The sequence below is a fragment of the Jiulongibacter sediminis genome (assembly GCF_001306455.1).
Classification (GTDB): Bacteria; Bacteroidota; Bacteroidia; order Cytophagales; family Spirosomataceae; genus Jiulongibacter; species Jiulongibacter sediminis.
Genome location: NZ_LGTQ01000006.1, coordinates 566,706 through 585,509 on the forward strand (window position 1 = coordinate 566,706; position 18,804 = coordinate 585,509).

General features: G+C 41.9%; 13 protein-coding genes. 3 read left to right on the forward strand and 10 right to left on the reverse strand.

All coding sequences use genetic code 11. The annotated features are described in order from the left end of the window. Position 1: 1 nt before the first annotated feature. From AFM12_RS08400 to AFM12_RS08410, 3 genes are all read right to left on the reverse strand, one after another. Positions 2 to 2,092: an alpha-glucuronidase family glycosyl hydrolase gene (locus AFM12_RS08400; protein ID WP_055146571.1), complete on the reverse strand. Its 2,091-nt coding sequence runs from the start codon at positions 2,090 to 2,092 to the stop codon at positions 2 to 4. A gap of 20 nt (positions 2,093 to 2,112) precedes the next feature. Continuing rightward, positions 2,113 to 3,312: a mannonate dehydratase gene (gene uxuA / locus AFM12_RS08405; protein WP_229308474.1), complete on the reverse strand. Its 1,200-nt coding sequence runs from the start codon at positions 3,310 to 3,312 to the stop codon at positions 2,113 to 2,115. Positions 3,313 to 3,396: 84 nt separating this feature from the next. Then, a complete protein-coding gene (locus AFM12_RS08410) occupies positions 3,397 to 6,267 on the reverse strand; it encodes a glycosyl hydrolase 115 family protein (protein WP_055146573.1) in 2,871 nt (956 codons plus the stop codon). Between the two features lie 204 nt (positions 6,268 to 6,471). Here AFM12_RS08410 and AFM12_RS08415 point away from each other — a divergent pair, with 204 nt between their 5' ends. Next, on the forward strand, positions 6,472 to 7,500 hold the full coding sequence (locus AFM12_RS08415; RefSeq protein ID WP_055146576.1) for a LacI family DNA-binding transcriptional regulator: 1,029 nt from the start codon (positions 6,472 to 6,474) through the stop codon (positions 7,498 to 7,500). On the opposite strand, the gene AFM12_RS08420 is transcribed toward AFM12_RS08415, so the two are convergent. Continuing rightward, the gene (locus tag AFM12_RS08420) at positions 7,486 to 8,694 is read right to left on the reverse strand and encodes an S-adenosylmethionine:tRNA ribosyltransferase-isomerase (protein ID WP_055146578.1); all 1,209 of its coding nucleotides are present in this window, start codon (positions 8,692 to 8,694) and stop codon (positions 7,486 to 7,488) included. The genes AFM12_RS08415 and AFM12_RS08420 overlap by 15 nt on opposite strands. Then, the gene (locus AFM12_RS08425) at positions 8,695 to 9,189 is read right to left on the reverse strand and encodes a hypothetical protein (protein WP_055146581.1); all 495 of its coding nucleotides are present in this window, start codon (positions 9,187 to 9,189) and stop codon (positions 8,695 to 8,697) included. 111 nt (positions 9,190 to 9,300) lie between these two features. Between AFM12_RS08425 and AFM12_RS08430 the strand changes: the two genes are divergently transcribed. Next, on the forward strand, positions 9,301 to 9,846 hold the full coding sequence (locus tag AFM12_RS08430; protein WP_055146584.1) for a cob(I)yrinic acid a,c-diamide adenosyltransferase: 546 nt from the start codon (positions 9,301 to 9,303) through the stop codon (positions 9,844 to 9,846). 61 nt (positions 9,847 to 9,907) lie between these two features. Here AFM12_RS08430 and AFM12_RS08435 read toward each other — a convergent pair whose 3' ends face one another. From AFM12_RS08435 to AFM12_RS08455, 5 genes are all read right to left on the reverse strand, one after another. Next, the gene (locus AFM12_RS08435) at positions 9,908 to 11,935 is read right to left on the reverse strand and encodes a ComEC/Rec2 family competence protein (RefSeq protein ID WP_055146587.1); all 2,028 of its coding nucleotides are present in this window, start codon (positions 11,933 to 11,935) and stop codon (positions 9,908 to 9,910) included. A gap of 62 nt (positions 11,936 to 11,997) precedes the next feature. Beyond that, positions 11,998 to 12,813, reverse strand: coding sequence for a 3-methyl-2-oxobutanoate hydroxymethyltransferase (panB, locus tag AFM12_RS08440; RefSeq protein WP_055146590.1), 816 nt, complete (start codon positions 12,811 to 12,813; stop codon positions 11,998 to 12,000). Between the two features lie 61 nt (positions 12,814 to 12,874). Then, positions 12,875 to 14,062: a murein hydrolase activator EnvC family protein gene (locus AFM12_RS08445; RefSeq protein WP_055146593.1), complete on the reverse strand. Its 1,188-nt coding sequence runs from the start codon at positions 14,060 to 14,062 to the stop codon at positions 12,875 to 12,877. Positions 14,063 to 14,071: 9 nt separating this feature from the next. Further along, on the reverse strand, positions 14,072 to 14,887 hold the full coding sequence (gene lolB1 / locus AFM12_RS08450; RefSeq protein WP_055146596.1) for a lipoprotein insertase outer membrane protein LolB1: 816 nt from the start codon (positions 14,885 to 14,887) through the stop codon (positions 14,072 to 14,074). A 7-nt stretch (positions 14,888 to 14,894) separates the two neighbouring features. Beyond that, the gene (locus tag AFM12_RS08455) at positions 14,895 to 16,601 is read right to left on the reverse strand and encodes a tetratricopeptide repeat protein (RefSeq protein ID WP_055146599.1); all 1,707 of its coding nucleotides are present in this window, start codon (positions 16,599 to 16,601) and stop codon (positions 14,895 to 14,897) included. Between the two features lie 161 nt (positions 16,602 to 16,762). Between AFM12_RS08455 and AFM12_RS08460 the strand changes: the two genes are divergently transcribed. Beyond that, entirely contained in the window at positions 16,763 to 18,799 is a 2,037-nt protein-coding gene (locus AFM12_RS08460; RefSeq protein ID WP_055146602.1) for a tetratricopeptide repeat protein, read from the forward strand. Positions 18,800 to 18,804 lie beyond the last annotated feature (5 nt).

Here is an 18,804-nt window from a genome sequence, read left to right on the forward strand (position 1 = left end):
GTTATCGTAAGTGATATATATGTTCCAGTTCTTTAACGTCTTCGAGTGTTCTTTTAGGTTCTTCCAAACCAACTGGTAAGGGTTTTTCTGAGAATTGTTTAAAATACAAGTAACAGGAATCCCTCCACCAGAGAGCCTCCTTATGCTGTATTGCCAATCTGCCTTTTACATTTTCAAAGATTTCCTGATCAATATAGGGCTTTAGTGAATTCCATTGCTTTTGTAGCTCTTCTACCTCATCAACGCCTTGGTAATAACGCGTCATGAGTTCGTTCCAAACCGTTTTACCCGTGGGTAATTCATAATCCCAATCCAAATGATGGAACCAAAGAAGGTAATTCAAATCCATCGTTTGCGGATCACCCCATGCTTTTTGTACGTCTGGTGAATAGAGACTTAAAGCATCACTCATTCCGCCGGTACGGTCAAAACCGATACCGTCTTTAGCCGTCCGGTGATAATAGACAGAAGTCCAGTCGGGCCTTCCACTTTTTTCAAGCCACGGTTGCGGACCGTAATGGTGGCCTTCGCCCATCATGTGAGCCAAACCGAGAGGATAAGTGTATTTCACGTAAGTGGGGTGTGACTTCATCATGAGATCAACCACCTCTTTGACGGCTTTGGGCTTCTTCGTCAAAGTCATTTTGGTCCATTCTTCGGCAATTTGTTCTGAACTCAAGGTATGATCCCAGGCTAACCGACCAAAGGCGTACCAGTTTGACTGACCAAAGGGATGGCCTGTCCAGTTAGCGTCAGAGCCCGTATTCGCTACTCCGGCCATCACTGTGACTTGATAATTGTTTAATGAACCATCAATGACCTTACCTACTGTACTTCCTTCGCCTTTGGCATAGGTATCGCTATCCAATACCTCTTCAAACATTGGAGCCAGATAGGTGAGGTGAGTGGAATGACCGAGATACTCCTGAGTAATCTGAAATTCCATAGCCAGTGGAGTTTTAGGAAAAACTCCGAACATGGGATGGAACGGCTCGCGAGGCATAAAATCAATTGGTCCGTTCTTTACCTGCACTATCACTTTAGGATGGAAGGTACCATCAAGTGGTTTGAACTGGTTAAAGGCTTCTTTAAATCTATCTCCATTTGGATCTGCTTCATAAACAAAAGCCCGCCAGATAACTACTCCTTCATGTCCTTTCATTGCATCCGCCAGCATATTTGCACCATCTGCATGCGTACGGCCGTAGTCCTGAGGACCGGGCTCACCTTCGGAATTTGCTTTAACCAAATAGCCTCCGAAATCTGGGATATAGCGATGAATTTCTTCCGTTTTATACTTCCACCATTGACGTACACCGGGATCTAGAGGGTCTGAAGTTTCCAAGCCGCCAAGGGTTCTGGGCGATCTGAAATTGACCGAAATGAATACTTTGATTCCATAGGGACGTAGAACATCTGCTACAGCTTTGATCTTTTCCAGGTACTCGGCCGTCAGAAATCTTGAGCTGGCGTTCACGTTATTGATGCTGGCGGCATTGATGCCGATTGAGGCATTTGCACGGGCGTATTCAATATATCTGGGATCAATGCGGTAGGGGAGCTCAAACCATTTCCAGATGGAAGATCCGGCATATCCTCGCTCTACCGTCCCGTTGGCATTGTCCCAATGATTGAGCATTCTGACCTGAACTTTTGGGCTTTCAGCCAATTCAAAATCAAGACTCTGGCCGGTTTGAATGCGTCTGATTAAAGCAAAAGCTCCGTACAGCAAACCTTCGTCTGAGGGAGAAATGATTTCAGCACCTTTTGATGTACTTGAAATTGTAAACCCCTCATTCTTTTGGATACGAGGGTCAGAACCTAACTTTAGAACAATCGATTTATTAGCTGGCGAGTTATTAATTGAAATGGTCTTACCTGTAAATCCCGACAGGGCTTTTTGCAGTTCATCTGCAGCTACTTGAGTCGTTTCAGTTTGATCTAAGACAATGATCTGCCTGAACGCCTTTTGAACAGATTTCCTGTAAGCCTCGTCTTGAATCAAATCATATTTCAACCACAGGCGAGAGCCGTCATCGGCTAATGAGACAAAAGAAATTAAGCTTAAGACTAAAGCACTGAGGAGTTTCATTAAAAGTCAGGTTCTGTTATTTATTTATTCATTTGACGCTTTATCGCAATCTCCATTCCACGCAGCTCTGCAAGTCCTTTCAAACGACCAACAAAACTGTAACCTGGGTAGTATTTATTTTGCATATCGCACCATAAATGATGTCCATGATCAGGCCTCATCGGGATACTTTTCACCTTATTGCCTGTTTTTTCTCTATTCTGCTCTTCTTTCAACAGAGCCTCAATCACATCATAGAAATCCACATCACCAGCCATATGAGGAGCCTCGTGAAATACCCAAGGTTCGCTTTCTCTAAGCGTAGTTCTCAGGTGAATGAAGTGGATTCTATGACCAAATTTTGTAATGATGCTCACCAGATCATTATCTGCTCTTACACCAAAAGAACCTGTACAGAAAGTCACACCATTAGCCGGGTCATCATAAGCCGCCATCAGCTGCTCAACATCGCTTTCTGTTGAGAAAACACGTGGTAGCCCGATGAGCGGCCTTGGTGGATCATCAGGGTGAATGCACATATTGACACCTACTTCTTTGGCCACCGGCCCTACCTGCTGAATGAAATAATACAGGTTTTCTCTAAGTTCCTTATCGCCGATATGGTTATAAGAATCAAGTAATTTCTGGAAGGCAGAAAGCTCAAAAGCATCATCTGATCCGGGAAGCCCCTGAAGCATAGCTCCTTTGAGTTTGACTTTGTCTTCCTCAGTCATTTGCTCAAAATGGGCTTTGGCCTTGGTAATTAAGTCTTCATCGTAATCCTTTTCAGCTCCCGGTCTTTTGAGAATGAACAGATCAAAAGCAATGAAATCAACATAAACAAAACGCAGGGCATAAGAGCCATCCGGCATTTGATGTGCCAACTGAGTACGGCTCCAGTCAAGTACGGGCATGAAGTTATAGCAAACGGTAGTTACACCACAGGCTGCCAGGTTTCTTAGCGATTGTTTATAGTTTTCAATGTATCCTTCACGACTTGGAATACCCTTTTTGATGTCTTCATGCACCGGAAGACTCTCAACAACATCCCAGGTTAGTTTGCTGAATTTATCATTGTCTTTCTCAACAATGGCAATACGTTCTTTGATGTCTTCTACCGACCAAACTTCCCCGACAGGAATCTGATGTAGTGCTGTAACTACTCCGGAGCAGCCGGCCTGTCTGATATCCATTAATGACACCCCGTCTTTAGGGCCGTACCAACGCATGGTATGTTTCATCTTTATTTCTTAAGAGTTGATTGAAACACAATATTACATTTTTCTGCTGTCTTCGTTTTTCCTACCCTTGCCTAAAAAAGATACTTATTTAGCTCCGTTGCTATTTTTTCCTACTCTTGGGCTTTCAGGAGGCCCTAAATAACTCTGGGAAAATCTAAAAAAACGGTTGGCAGGTCTTTGAATTACGAGTTTTCTAAAAACCACACCCGGGTCTGCTCGCCATATCTTCAGGGTGTGAGCACCTTCAGACAAATCTCTTTTTACAACGACCTCACGAAGGTTATCGGCTACAGTTTGTTCCCATGCCCTGTTGTTTTCTCCTCCGTTGATATTGATGATCTCCGGTTTTTCACCATCTACGGAAACTGCAATGCTAAGTCCAACAGAAGCATTAAAAGCAACAGTAGGTGCCATCTGGACATGAATTTCTTTTTCACCGGGATTTGTAATCCAAAACGCATATTCAAGCCTCGGGCTATTCTCTTCAATAACATTGGGTGGCTCAGTCACAGGGAAACTGGTAATGCCACCTCTCTCTCTACCGATATCTGGCAGAAATTGCCAGTGCACGTTGTCGTTTGAAACGGCTTTTGAGTAGTTTTCGGCGAACATGGAAACCACTCCTTTTGACTCCACAAATCCTTCGAAATTTTCGGGAACAGAAGGTTCGATTACTTTTACTGGGATTAGCAACTGATTATTGTCAATTTTTAATTTGACTGTTCCAATTCCGGCCTCTGAAGGTTTTACCCAAAATTTTTCTTCTCTCTTAATCTGACCCGAAAAGCGTTGAACCCCCATCTGGCTATTTTCCTCAACATTGAGAGAAAATGCCACGTCACCCTGATTATAAACCTCAAAGAAGGCGTCTTCTCCAAGCTCAATTCTCAGGGTATCAGCTGTACCCGCGGTGTAAGTTCTGAAGTTGCCCTCAATGGATACTTTAGGTAGACTTTCTTTTGGGTTTGTTCTTAGCCTTACCGCCGGGATATTATTAATTCTGGGCTGCTGCCAATAGGTGTATCCAATATGAGTTTGGTCCATAAAGTGATTCCATTTTCCTTTGGCCAGTGTGTGGTTATAATAATCAGAGATTTGCTGATCTTTATCAAAAAGTCGCTGAACCTTAAAAGCCATATCATTAGTAGCCGACCGCTCTTGCTGATAATAAGCTTCATTCTTAGCAGCGGCGTGGTACAAGGCGTTGAGGTTTTGTGAAGCTTCAACAGGATGGTAGACCAATTGGTAAAACGCATCAGCATACATCGGGTCAATTTTTGATTTCAAATCATCTGCACGGTTCAAAAGATCTTTCCATTCATTTTGAACTCTGTCGGCTTCGCGGTATTGAGTTAAGCTAAATGTACCGGGCTCCAGCAATTCAGGCTTTCTTCGGGCATTATACTTTGCATATTTAGCCAGTATATCTGCTATTTCAGCGGAATGTTGCTCGCCAAACATTTCTGAGGAAAGTGAAACCAGATATTCGTCGAGTTGATCTTGATTCCACCGATCTGGATCCCAGGCATAATCGAGGAAAAAGCTGGTTGGAATTTCCATCGGTTTGATGTCTCCCACATTGACAATCCAGATTTCGTTTGCACCATATTCATGTGCCAAATGCATTTGCTCCCAGATTCTGGGAAGCGGGTTAGTATTGATCCATTTATAATTTCTTGGTCCACCGACATAATCAAAATGATAGTAGATGCCGTAACCACCTTTACGAGGCTTTTCTCCCAAATTGGGAAGTTTACGGATGTTCCCCCAATTATCATCACAAAGAAGTAGAGTTACGTCTTCCGGCACTCTCATTCCTTTGTCATAATAATCCTGAACCTCTTTATACAGAGCCCATAATTGAGCCGTTTTATTGGCTGGCTTGCCGGTGGTTTCCTCTATGATTTTCCGTTGATCTTCTACTATTTGTTCAAGCAAAGCGGTGGCTGTTTCCCTGCTCATGGGTTCATCACCATCGCCACGCATACCAATGGAAACAATGGATTCATATTTGTGCCTTTCCTTCATACTTTTTCGCCAAAAATCTCGAAGTACTTCGGGATTGTGTTCGTAGTTCCATTCTCCTTTTCCATAGCGATCCCACTCCACATGGGCCCGATGAAGTGGCTCATGGTGGGTAGTGCCGATGACCACGCCCATCTCATCTGCCAATGGGGCATTAAGAGGATCGTCATCAAAGAAGGCTCTACCCCACATGGCCGGCCATAGGTAGTTCGCCTTTTGGCGAAGGATTAACTCAAATACTTTTTCATAAAATTCATGATTAAAAACGCCTCCATAGTTTTCCTGAACCCAACCGCTAAGAGCAGGTGCTTCATCGTTTATAAAAATGCCGCGGTATTTTACTTTTGGAGTGCCTTGCGTGTGTGTTCCGGCTTTGACAAATAAGTTGGTTTTCTGTGCAATCGGTACATCTGCCCACCAATACCAGGGAGAAATGCCCATTTGACGCGATAAATCATAAATGCCGAATATGGTCCCGCGTTTATCAGAGCCCACGATCACCAGTCCTTCTTTAATACCTCGGAATGGGTTCTTAACAGTTATTATTTTGAAGGTCTCCCATTTGCCTTCTAGATCGGAGGCCTTAATTTTGCCTTTGTTGACAAGCTCTTTGATCAGATCACTGTGGCCTAAAGTTCCGATGATAATAGCTCTCTGAATATTCGGAATTCGACCGTTTGTATTGGTGGAGGTTAACGTAGGGGAGTTGCCGCTAATGGCGGATAGGTCTTTTTTGAGGTTTTCAGCTGCCTTGAGAACACCACCGAAATCACTCTGACTCAGGAAAATTGCAGCTGGAATGTTATTCTCTATTATGGTAAAATCACCTTTACCTTTAGTCTCAGTAACATATTTTATGTCATCAATGGCGAAAATGTTGTGGCTTGGAAGAGCCATTAAAAAGAGACAAAGGAGTTTTATCTTTTTCATGAAGGGGTTGAATTTGAATGGAGAAGAAATAAAAATGATCGGCGGAAAAAACCGCCAATCATTCAATTCTTCACTAACCTATGAATTTCGAAGACTCTGATACAAAGGTAGTGCTTTTTGACAATTTCAACCGATTGCATTTTAGTTTAAAGGAATAAAAATTGCCTATTTTGTCGACGCAAATACCAGCCTCCGAAATTTTCAATGAAAAAAGAAACCACTATTTATGATCTGGCCGAGCATCTTAGCCTCTCGCCCTCTACAGTAAGCAGGGCCTTGAATGATCACCCGGCCATTAATCAAAAAACCAAAGAGCGGGTCAATAAAGCTGCGGAGAAGTTCGGATATCAGCTCAATACTTTTGCGAAGAACCTGAGGAAGAAATCAACCGATACTTTAGGGGTAATAACTCCAAAGCTGGATTCAACTTTTATGGCTTCTGTTTTGGCTGGTATGGAAAAGGTAGCGAACCAGTCCGGATATAACCTTTTGATTACTCAATCTCAGGAATCGCAGGAAAAAGAAATCGCCAATGCTAAAACCATGTTTAGCTCAAGAGTGGATGGTCTTATGGTCTCGGCTTCGGCTGAGACTGAAACATTGGAGCATTTTGACCAGTTCGTCAACAAGGGGGTGCCGGTCTTGTTTTTTGACCGTGTTCTGGAAGATTCTAAAATGGTCAAGATTGTTATTGACAATAGAAAAGCCGGTAGACAAGCTACGGAACATCTCATTGAGCAGGGTTGTAAACGAATTTGGCATATTACTGGTGATTTGCGGAGAAATGTGTATTCAGACCGATATAAGGGTTATCGCGATGCCTTGAAAAAGGCTGGTTTACCCTTGGATGAAAGCTCGCTTTTTGAGAGCAAACTTATCCCGGATGATGTGGATGAGATTGTTGAGGTAATCAAAAAAAGTAAACAGAAACCAGATGGTATTTTTGTGAGCAACGACCTTTATGCAGGGAGTTTGTTAATTGCTTTGAAATACTCAGGGTTGAGAATTCCGGAGGATATTGCTATCGTTGGTTTTAATAATGACCCCATCAGCAGAATCATTGAACCAAAGCTAACGACTGTGCATTATCCTGCTTATGAGATGGGTGAGCTGACGGCCAAGACCTTGATTGATCATATCAAAGGAGAGGTGGACATGAATATGCAGGATACACTTATTTTATCGCACAAGCTTATTGTAAGGGGTTCCTCTGACCGGTCAGGGCAGAAGTAAACTGGAGTCTCCGTAGCTCAAAAACCGAAACTTATTTTGCAAAGCAAAATCATACACTTCTTTCCACTTTTCACCTATAAGTGCAGAAATTAAAAGTAGTAAGGTCGATTTTGGTTGATGAAAATTAGTGATGATTCCTTTGCAAATCCTGAACTGGTATCCGGGAAAAATGAAAATCTCAGTAGAGCCTGTTAGTTGCTTGACTTGCTTTTCTTCCAGGAATTTATCGATGGCCTGCAATGCTTCTTTTGGTTCCGGCAAAGTTTGGTTGCCCCATTGATATGGATACAATTTTGGAATCTGAAAAACGGAATTTTCTTGTTCCTTTATCAATTTTACCCCAAACCAATACAGGCTTTCTAAAGAACGCATTGATGTTGTACCCACCGGGATGACCGTTTCATGATTTTCAATCAGTTTTTTAATGAACTCTTTGTTGAATACCATTTGCTCTGAATGCATATCATGCTCCAGAGCGTTTCCGGCTTTCACCGGCTGAAAAGTGCCCGCTCCCACGTGTAGTGTAATGTAGGAAGTTGGAATTTTGGCCTTTGAAAGCTCCGCAAACGTATTTTTGGTAAAATGCAAGCCAGCTGTCGGAGCGGCTACGGCACCTTCTTTTTCAGAGTAAACGGTCTGATACGTCTCTAAATCTTTCTCCTCTGTATTTCGGTTAAGATAGGGCGGTAAAGGAATCTCTCCGAAAGCCTTAACCAATGAAGCAAAAGTGATTTCGTTTCCACTCCATTTAAAGCGAATAAGGTTTTTCTCAGTATCGGTAATTTCAGCGGAGACTTCTAAGGACTGGCCTTCAATCTCAAATTCACGACGGAGAGCTCCGGTCTTCCATTTTTTCTTATTTCCGATCATGCATTGCCAAACCACAGGCCCGAAAGTCTCCATATTTTGGCTGATTTCTCCTCCAAAAGAAACGGGATTCAGCAGAAAGATTTCAATTAAAGCTCCGGTCTCTTTTCTGAAGTACAATCGGGCCGGAATGACTTTGGTATTATTGAAGACTAAATGGGCCTTAGGGGGTAGCTCATTGACAAGGTTTGAGAAGCTCTCTGAGCTGATTTCTCCGTTTTTAAGCAGCAAAAGTTTTGAAGAATCCCGAGGCTCTACCGGATACTTCGCGATTTTTTCGTCGGGAAGTTCATAGTTATAGTCCTCAATGTGAATAGGCGAAAGCATCTACTCTTTTGGGTCGGTAAACAGAAGTCTTAAAGGCACAAAGAAGATCAGGATAATCAATGCTATTGCTCCCACTATCAGAAACCAATCATAGTTTCTGAATAGGTTTCTGCTGGCCTCGCCATTTGTTTCTTTGATCGCAAGCAGAGTGAAAAGGAGGTATATGTTAATTACCGTCAAAAATACATCAGACCAACCTCCCAAAAGGTTTCTCAATTGCTCCGGCTTTTGAGCCCAAAGACTTTTAGGGTTCAAATTGCTGAAATTGGTTTTCACCAAAGTTGATTTTAAAAGTCCGAAAAGAACATAAAGACCAACAATGACGGCCACCCCCACATAGAAAAATGTTTGTTTGTCCATAAAACCTGTAGGACGACCTATTTCATTATGTGTAACAGCTATAGAGTCTGGCAATTGCACATAGCACAACAGGAGCATGATGATAACCAGAATAAAAGAAACGAATTTGAGAATCTTAGTGATTACGTCTGTCATTCTTGAAGAATAAACACAATTGCTTGTGCCTTTGATGAATTGGCCGCAAATTTAGTGGTGTAGAAGGGGGAATCCTAGCAAAATTGAAGAGACAATAAAACGATAAGTAAAATGGCTAAAATTTACACTAAAACAGGCGATAAAGGGAAGACGGGTCTAATCGGGGGTAAGCGAGTGAGTAAGGGAGAGATGAGGATTGAGGCTTATGGCACGGTTGACGAACTGAATGCCTGGATAGGTTTGCTGAGAGATACTACAGAACAGGAAGAAAGAAAGGTTTTTCTGAAAGATGTTCAGGATAAACTTTTTACCATCGGAGCCGAAATGGCCAATGAAACAAAGCTCGCTGATGAGCCGATTCTTAATTTGACTGAAGAGGACGTTGATGTCGTTGAAAATAAGATTGACGAAATGAATCTTCACCTGAAAGACCTGCGTCATTTTATTTTGCCAGGAGGTCATGTATTGGTTTCCTATACACATCTGGCTAGAACAGTTTGCCGCCGTGCCGAACGTTGTGCTATTCGACTTCATGATGAGGAAGGTCTTAATTTTTTGATCATCAAATACCTCAATCGCCTTTCAGATTATTTCTTTGTATTAGGTCGTCAGGTGGCGAAAGAGCTTGGAGTGGAGGAGGTAAAGTGGGGTAGTTAAATATTAGGAAGTCTAATTTTCAAGGAGGAATCGAAAGAACTATCCTCGAAAAATCAAAAATTTACTCCCTGAAAGTCAGGCCTCCCGTATCATAAAGCGAGATCAAATGAACGCCTAAAGTATCTGCCTGAGCTTTGAGTTTTTCAATACGATACCGACTGTTGGTATCATCTAAAATCAGCGTCTTGGGGAAGACGGAAAACTGTTTATTGATATCATAAACTGCATTTTGAGAAACCATTATTTTATCAAAGAGCTCATCAATGGGTTGTCTGAAATACTTCCTTATCCATAAATTTTTCTTGTTTTTGAATTCAAATGCCAACATATCATCCACATCTGGTTCACGGGATATGGTGTAATTCCGAATTCCTCTAGCATCATAATAGTTTTTCAAATGAAAGTCGTAGGCTCTGGGATTGGCTTCGGTTAATGAATCACAGATGAAAATAGCCGTTTTGGAATCTATAATACTAATGCCACTTCCTCTCGGGATAAAATGGAGAGTTAACTCTTGTTGATTCATTTGTGTCAGGTCAGTTTTTACATTGAAGGCTGTCAGGCCAAACGCAACTAAAACCCCGGTTTTGAGTAGGGTAGGCTGCCTCCTAATAAAGAAGAAGATGAGAAGAAAAAGAAGGAGATATAAAGTAGTGGCTTCAACAACATCAAGATGAAAACCCGAGAGCTTAGCATTTGGTAAATGGGAGATGCTAACCACAGAAAAGTTAAGCAACTTTAGTACAAAAGAAAGTGCAGCTTGAAGAAAATCGGATATTAATGGAACACCAGAAAGAATCAGGTAGGGTAGACCCGTAAAAAGTACACCCATACTTGCCACCGTAACCAAAGGATTCGTCAATAAAAAATAGGAAGGAAACTGATGAAAATAATATAAGCTCAGAGGCAGAGTGAATAGCTGTGCAGATACACTGACAACTGATATTTGCCACAAGTGACTTAACAGTTTATTCTTTGGTTCAATGAGCCTATTGAGATATGGATACAGGAAGATAATCCCGAACATGGCCAAATAGGAGAGCTGAAAACCTACTTCAAAGAGCCAGTTTGGTCTGAAAACCAAAAGTGTCAATGCAGAGCCGGCCAAGACATTAATACTATTTTTATCTCTCCGGATAATAGTACCAAGTTGAAAAAGGGAGAACATCAAAGTGGCCCGGGTAACACTTGGCGAAAGGCCTGTAAATAGGGCATAAAGCCATAGAAGAATGACCGTAGTAAGACCCAGAATAACATGACCGTTTTTGAATTTCTTCAGAAACCCCAGCAGGTAATTGATGAGTAACATCAAAATGCCTACATGAAGGCCTGAAACTGCCAGAATGTGAACAGCACCTGCTGTAGCATATGCATCACGGGTTTCATTGTCAAGATCATCTTTGGCTCCGACTAACATGGCTTCTGCAACAGCCAGGTCTTTTGGGTCTTCCAAAGCGTTTTTCAGAATGTCTCTTGCCTTTGAGTTTAAAGTGTAGGCCCAGTTCTTAATTTGGGATTTTGGTTGACTTCCCAAAAGGACATAATCCCCTTTTCTTAGAAAATGGTGGGCCGGAATTCCTCTATTGAATTGAAACTTTTGATAATTAAACTCAAAAGGGTTTTTCACACCCTCTATCAGACGAGGAGCCTCATTAATAAGAAAAATATCACCGTACCGAGGGACCAAAGAGTCTGTACTGTTGATATACAAAAGCATTTTCAGGTCTACATCACGCCATTGGCCCTGATGCTTTATCTGAATAATTTCTGCTTCTGATTTATAGGATTTAGGCTTTGTTTCTCCAGATGAGGAGACTCTGGCCACATAAGCGTCAATTTGCTCAAGAGGGAAGTCAACTTCCATCTTCTGCTTCCTGGACAAAAGAAATCCGAGAGCTGCCAAGCCTGTAAAAAGGGCTATACTAAGGACCGTGGCATGTTTAAAATAGAAACCTGTGAAAAGTCCGGCAACTACGCCAATGGCCAGAAAAATCAGAACAAAAGATGAAATTTGGAAATATTCTGCGGCAATGATACCGAGAATCAGAAATATCAAAGGCCTGAGTGTGGGATAGGCTTTTAAAGACATGGGATTAGCAATTGTGTTTGCTAAATGTAGTCAAAACCCAGATTGCCAGTCAAGTATGTTCCTTAATAACTTTCTTTCTCATTCGGGAAATCGCCGGATTTAACATCGTTGATGTAACCTGTGAAAGCGTTCGTCATTTCGGTATATAAATCGGCGTATCGCCTTAAAAAACGAGGGCTAAAGTCTTTATTGATGCCTAGCATGTCATGTACGACCAGAATTTGCCCATCGCAGCCATTACCGGCTCCTATTCCTATAGTTGGAATTTCCAGGCTTGCTGTTACCTCAGCTGCCAGTTTACTCGGGATTTTCTCTAGTACTATCCCAAAGCAGCCTAACTCTTCCAATAATTTTGCATTTGAACGAAGCAGATCAGCCTCTTCGTCTTCTTTAGCTCGAACAGTGTATGTACCAAACTTATAGATGGATTGCGGCGTAAGACCTAAATGGCCCATCACCGGAATACCTGCACTTAAAACACGAATAATAGACTCTTCAATTTCTTTTCCACCTTCCATCTTAACGGCGTGAGCCCCGGATTCTTTCATGATTCTAATGGCCGACTTAAGGGCTTGGGTAGAATTGCCCTGATAGCTACCAAAAGGGAGGTCAACTACCACCAGTGAGCGATTAACTCCTCTGATCACAGACTGAGCATGGTAGATCATCTGATCAAGCGTGATTGGCAACGTGGTTTCATGCCCGGCCATAACATTTGAGGCCGAATCTCCTACCAGAATGAGCTCAATGCCGGCAGCATCCACCAGCTTGGCCATAGAGTAATCGTAGGCCGTAAGGCAGGCGATTTTCTCGCCCTTACTTTTCATTGACCTTAAAACATTGGTGGTCACTCTTTTTACCTCATTGTGTACAGACATGATCTTTGAGTTTTTTACAAATATATCTTTCCCTGAAATTCTTTTGATCCCGGTTAATTAATTACTTTCTGGCAAGCCAGTTTTCCGGGTTTTCTTTACTGAACTGATGCCAAACCTGAAAATTGATCTCGTATTCGCCATCTTTTTCGGCAGCTATTCCTATTAATTGCCCGGCAATTACCTCCTGATTGATTTTGACGTTAACACTTTTCAGGTTTGCATAAACCGTAAAATATTCGCCGTGTTGCACTGCAATAACATTGTTTAAGCCGGGAATCTGTGAGATATCAAGCACAATGCCGTCAAAAACTGAACTGACTCGGGCATTGGGTGAAGTTTGAATATCTACACCGTTATTGTCAATTTTTACGTTTTTCAAAACGGGATGATTCTTTACTCCAAACCTGTCAGAGATAAAACCGTTTTGCACTGGCCACGGGAGCTTCCTTTTGTTGTTTTGAAAGGAAGCCGAGAGTTTTGTGTTCACCACAGCTTCATTAACACTCGCCGAGCTGGTCTTTGCCACCGACTTACTAACGAGTGAGCTGATTAAGTTATCGAGTCGCTTGATAGCTCTTTTTGAATTAGCAATCTCGGTTCGCAGCTTCTTCTCTTCAGATGCCAGAACTGAAATGGTTTTGGCCTGCTGCTGTTTCAGGCTACTTAGTTTTTTGGTTTCAGACTGCTTCTCAGCCATTACTTTTTGCTGAGAACCAATTTTGGCATTCAATTCCTTTTGGCGAGCAGCCAGAGATTCAGAAACTGAATTGATTTTGGCGACTTGTTTTTTGCGGTTATCGGTATACTGCTCAAGGTATTTATACCGCATAATGAGATCATTGAATGACCTTGCCGAAAACAGAAAGCTAAGTTTATTGATTTTACCGCTTGATTTTGAGGCGATATAAAGCATTTCCGCATATTCCCGCTTGAGGAGGTCCAGCTGACTTTGCAAAGCTTTTTTGTCCTCTTCCAGTTTACCTATTTCCTGCTCAATTAGGGTAATATCCTGAGAGATAAGATCAATTTGCCTGACTTGACTGTTGATTTGAGAATTTATGGCCTTTAGCTTTCCGAGAGAAGCTGTTTTTTGACGACTGGTTTGGTTCAATACCCGTTGAGCTCGTTCTATTCTGGCTTGGTTCGCTTTTTTCTCCTCTTCCAATTGCTCACGGCTTTTTTGGCCATTTGCCATGAAATGACCCATTACCAGGCAAAAAAGAAGTAAAAGCCGCAGACTGCTCTTCATATAGCAAATTTAAAAGACTATCTCGCCTTTGGTGTAACTCTTGGGTACAGAATAAGGAAATCGTAACTTCTGATCGGTAAACTCAAATTTGGTGTGCTTAAATTCAAGGGTTGTGGTCTTAATTTCGTCTCCTTTCAGAACATCAATTTTGGTAAAAATTGAATGTGGAACCAGCTGACCGGTAAGCAAAGGAATAAAGTCTGCATAAGAAATTCCAAGTTTGCTTTTCCCCTGAACATCTTCAGCGAGAATTGTATTTAGCTTATGAGTCACATTGTCTATCTGGTTTTCAATGCTGATGTTATTGGCGTTTTGAAAAAGACTGGTGTAAAGTGAATTGGGTTCAATTCTGTCACCTGGTTTTCGATCTAAAGGCAAGTTACCTACCAAAAGAGCCTGAAGCAGTTTAAAATCAAAGTCAAAATTGAATTGCGTGCTCAAATCTTCAATACTCAAGCTGTAATAAGTTCGATTTATTCGATCTAAACAGAGAATGCTGTCCTGAGTAATGAGACATCGGGCGGCCTCAATACCCACTGAAACCGAAATCCAGATGACACTGTCTTTCTGGATATGAACATTTGCGGGAAATGATTGAGAAATGGCCTCAGACTGCAGGTCGATCTTACTTTTCAATTTCAGATAGTCAAAATCAGATTCGATGATTTCAAAATTGAGAACTTCTTCGATCTGAAGAGAATCAACAGTGTCTATCTCCGATTTCGGGATTTCGGCTATTGATTTCTGAAGTTTGTTTCTTTTACATCCAACCTGAAAAAACATCAGGCTGCAGAGTAGAACGTAGGTTAGGTTTTTGAGATACATTCGAGAGTTATTCTACCAAATATTGTTTTTCGGCAACTTTCTTATCTAAAAGTGGACTGTGCTCACCGGTGAGTTTTGCTTTGTACCAGTACTCTAGGGCCTTTTCTGAATCACCCATTTTTGATAGGATATCTCCGAAATGCTCAAGAGCTGTTCCATTTGGTTCATCACTTTTATCTAGGGCTGCACTTAAGACATCGTAAGCCTGCTGATACTCTTCTTTTTGAAACAATACCCAGGCATGAGTGTCTGAATATTCAAGGTTATCAGGCTCCAGTTCAATAAGGTGTTTTGACATGCTCAAAGCCTTGTCAAGGTTTCTCCCCCTCAGAGCGAGATAGTAGCTGGCATTATTGAGAACAGGCAGGTAATCAGGGTCTATTTTGAGAGCATCGTCATAAGCTTTTTCGGCTTCTGTATACTGTTTTGTCTGATTGTAAGAATCTCCTAAGAGTGTATAAATGTGCTTTAGTAGCTCTTTGTTGTCAAAAGAGAGAAACTGGGCCTCTTCCAGAGCATAAATGGCTTCCTCGTAATTCTCCAGGAGGACATTTCCATAACCTAAATGATACCAGAAAAAGGCCTGGTTTGGGAAATAGTCGGCGGCTTCCTGAGCATGTTTTGCCATGGCCTCGGCGTCTCCCAGCTTAGTGTCAATCTCTATCAGGGCCATCCAGACGCCGTACATTGATTTATCAAACTGAGTAGATTTCAGGTAGTTCTCCTGAGCCTTTTCCAGCTCCCCTTTTTTTACCAGAAGATTGGCCAGATAAACGTAAGCCACTGAGGCTTCAGGCTCATTGGCAATCATCTCTTCGGTAAGGTTAACGGCTTTGTCAAGCTGAGCAGTTACTGGATTTTCTTCAACTAGCTCAATATATGAACCCAGCACTTGCAGCTTAACATCGGCTTCAAGCAGGGGATTTTCTATGGCCAGCATGAGCTCGTCAGTGGCTGCTTTTAAATCACCTTTAGAGCGGTAAATTTCAGCAAGCATGACATGAGCTTCTCCCAGATCCCCATCTTTTTCAAGATGACTTTTGAGCAAGCTTTCCGCCTCATTATATTTCTGATTGCTCATCATAATCTGAGCTTGTTTCAGGACATACTCAGGTTCAAGCGGCTGGGTTTCTATGAGTTTGTCTCCCTCTTGAATAGCCTCTTCCACCTTATCTTGTCTGAGGTAAAGCAATTGCTTTCGTCTTGAGATTTCCTCATCCGTCCCCAGATTTTTCTCAACCTCATCATAAAGCCGGATAGCCTGTTTGTATTCACCCAAAGAAACATAAATCTCAGCCAGATGCAGATAATTGTCTACTTTCAAAGGGTCGTTTTTGATAAGCTTTTTGTAAAGCTCAATCGACTCCTCATAATCCTGTAAGGCGGTAAAAAGACTGGCTTGAAACTCTTGATAGTAAACATTGTTTTTCTCCAGTTCCAGAGATTTAGCAGCGGCAGTAGCTGCGGCGGGCAAATCATTTTGTTCAAGATAAGCCTTGGCCAGCATATGATAGACTCCGGCAGTTGGCTTGAACTCGTCAATTACTTTTTTAAACTGGGTGGCTGCTTTATCGTAGTTTTCTGCCATAAATTCTTTCATCCCCAGCAAGAAAACGCCTTCTCCGGCAAGTCTTTTATCTGTCTCAGAAAGAGGTTCTTGTGCGTATGCTATTGAGAAGCAGGCAAGCAAAAAGAAAAGCAGCTTTTTAAGCATTTAAGCATTTAGTTTATAGTGATTTAACGTTCTCTGTTAGTATATAACAATAGTTCTGCCAAATCAGTATGCAAATGTCCCGAATTTGTTACAATTCGCCAAAACAACATTTTTTCGCATGAAATTACTTTATTTTGGAATATCATCTGTAAAACTGATTTATGTCAAAAAAGAAGGCCAGCAAACCCTCAAATAAATCTCAGAATCCTGTAGAAAAACCCGTAGCCATTTCGGACACTTTCAACCCAAAACCATTACAGGTTGGTTTAGGTCTTTTAATTGCTGTTTTTGCAGCTTATGGCTTGATCTGGCAAAATGGTCTTGTTTGGGATGATGACCCTTATATTTTGCTCAATGATGCGGTGAAGGAGTTTGATTTAAAAGCCCTTCTTACTGATTTCCATGTCGGTAATTATCATCCGCTCACCATGTTGACTTTGGCTGTTGAGTATCTTTTTGCAGGAGAAAGCCCTCATTTATATCATTTCAATAATCTTTGGCTTCATGCCCTAAACAGTACTCTGGTATTTGTTTTGATCAAAAGACTCAATCAATCCTCATGGGTTGCTTTGCTCACAGCAGGCTTTTTTGCGTTGCACCCTCTTCATGTAGAGTCTGTAGCATGGGCGGCAGAACGAAAAGATGTGCTATACACTCTATTTCTTCTTCTTTCTCTTTTGATGTATGTCAATTTCAAAGAACGGGGAGAGACCAAGCATTATGTATGGGCTCTGATACTCTTTATTCTTTCCTGTCTTTCAAAAGGGATGGCCGTAGTTTTACCAGCCCTTTTGGTGATTACAGACTGGTGGTTTTTGTCAAAAGAGGAGAAGCCTTTTTCAGTGAAAATCTGGAAAGAAAAAATTCCTTTTTTCGCCATCACACTTTTCTTTGCCTACATCGCTACTACGGCTCAGAAGGATGCCGGAGCAGATGCTTCAGCGGTTATCGGGGCAGCGTATACCGGTTTCGAGCGTGTCAGAATTGTGGCTTATTCCTTTCTTTTTTATTGGTTCAAGACGCTCGTTCCCATTGATTTACTTCCTTTCTATCCGTATCCACCAAGGGTAGGAGGAAACATTCCGGGTATTTATAATCTTGCTCTTATAGGCCTTTTGGTTTTCCTTGGGTTGACTTTTTTTCTGGGAAGAAAGAATAAGAAAATTTGGTGGGCAGTATCCTTTTTCGTGATCGCCATTTCTACGGTTTTGCAGATTCTGCCAGTTGGTAGTGCTATTGTAGCCGATCGCTACTATTATCTATCTTCTATTGGTCCTTTGTTTCTCATGAGTAATTATCTGGGAAAAGGAATTGAAAAGGGCGTGGCTTTGAAATATGTGAGCTTTGGTCTTTTGGGTATTTGTGCTGCTCTCACTTTTAATCAGGTTTCGCATTGGAAAAACGGTTATACGCTTTTCAAACCGGCAGAGAAGTTTTACCCTGAAGATGCTATGGTTTTGAGTAACCTGGGCTGGTATTATTTGGGTGAGAAAGATTTTACGACTGCAAAAGAATACCTGACTCACGCGGATAATAATGGCTTCAAAAACGCTGATGTATGCCGTACCATTGCCTCAATGTATATTGATGAAGGGCAGTATGATATGGCGATCCCGTATATCAACCGAGCCTATCAATACCTGCCCGTGAAGAGCCGGACCGATTGGTTGATGGCGTTGGCTTTGAGTAAACAAAACCGAAATGACGAAGCCTTGCCCTATGCCCAGAAAGCAGTAAACGGCGAGCCTGAAAATCAGGATTTCCAAGCTACTTATGCTTCAATTTTGGCTAATACTGGTCATGGAGAGGAGGCTCGTCAGCTCTATGCTCAATTGAATGAAAACGATGAAGAAAGCCCGGATTTCCGACTGAATTACGCCTACTCTTTCCGGGCTGATGGTGATCTGAATAAAGAGGTAGAGTTGCTGAAAGCATTGATTAATGACCATCCCGACTATATGCCGGCCTACAAAAATATTGGCGTGAGTTTGTCGGAGCTGGGTCGTCATGATGAAACAGTTCTTTACTGGGAAAAAGCAGCGGAACTTGATGCCAGTGGAGATTATGAATATAACATTGGTATTAACTACGCCAATCGCAATATGGTAGATAAAGCAGTTCCGTGGTATCAGAAAGCGGCTAGAAAGGGAAAGGCAGAGGCCATTGACCTACTGACCAGAAATGGGGTAGCCTATTGAGAAAA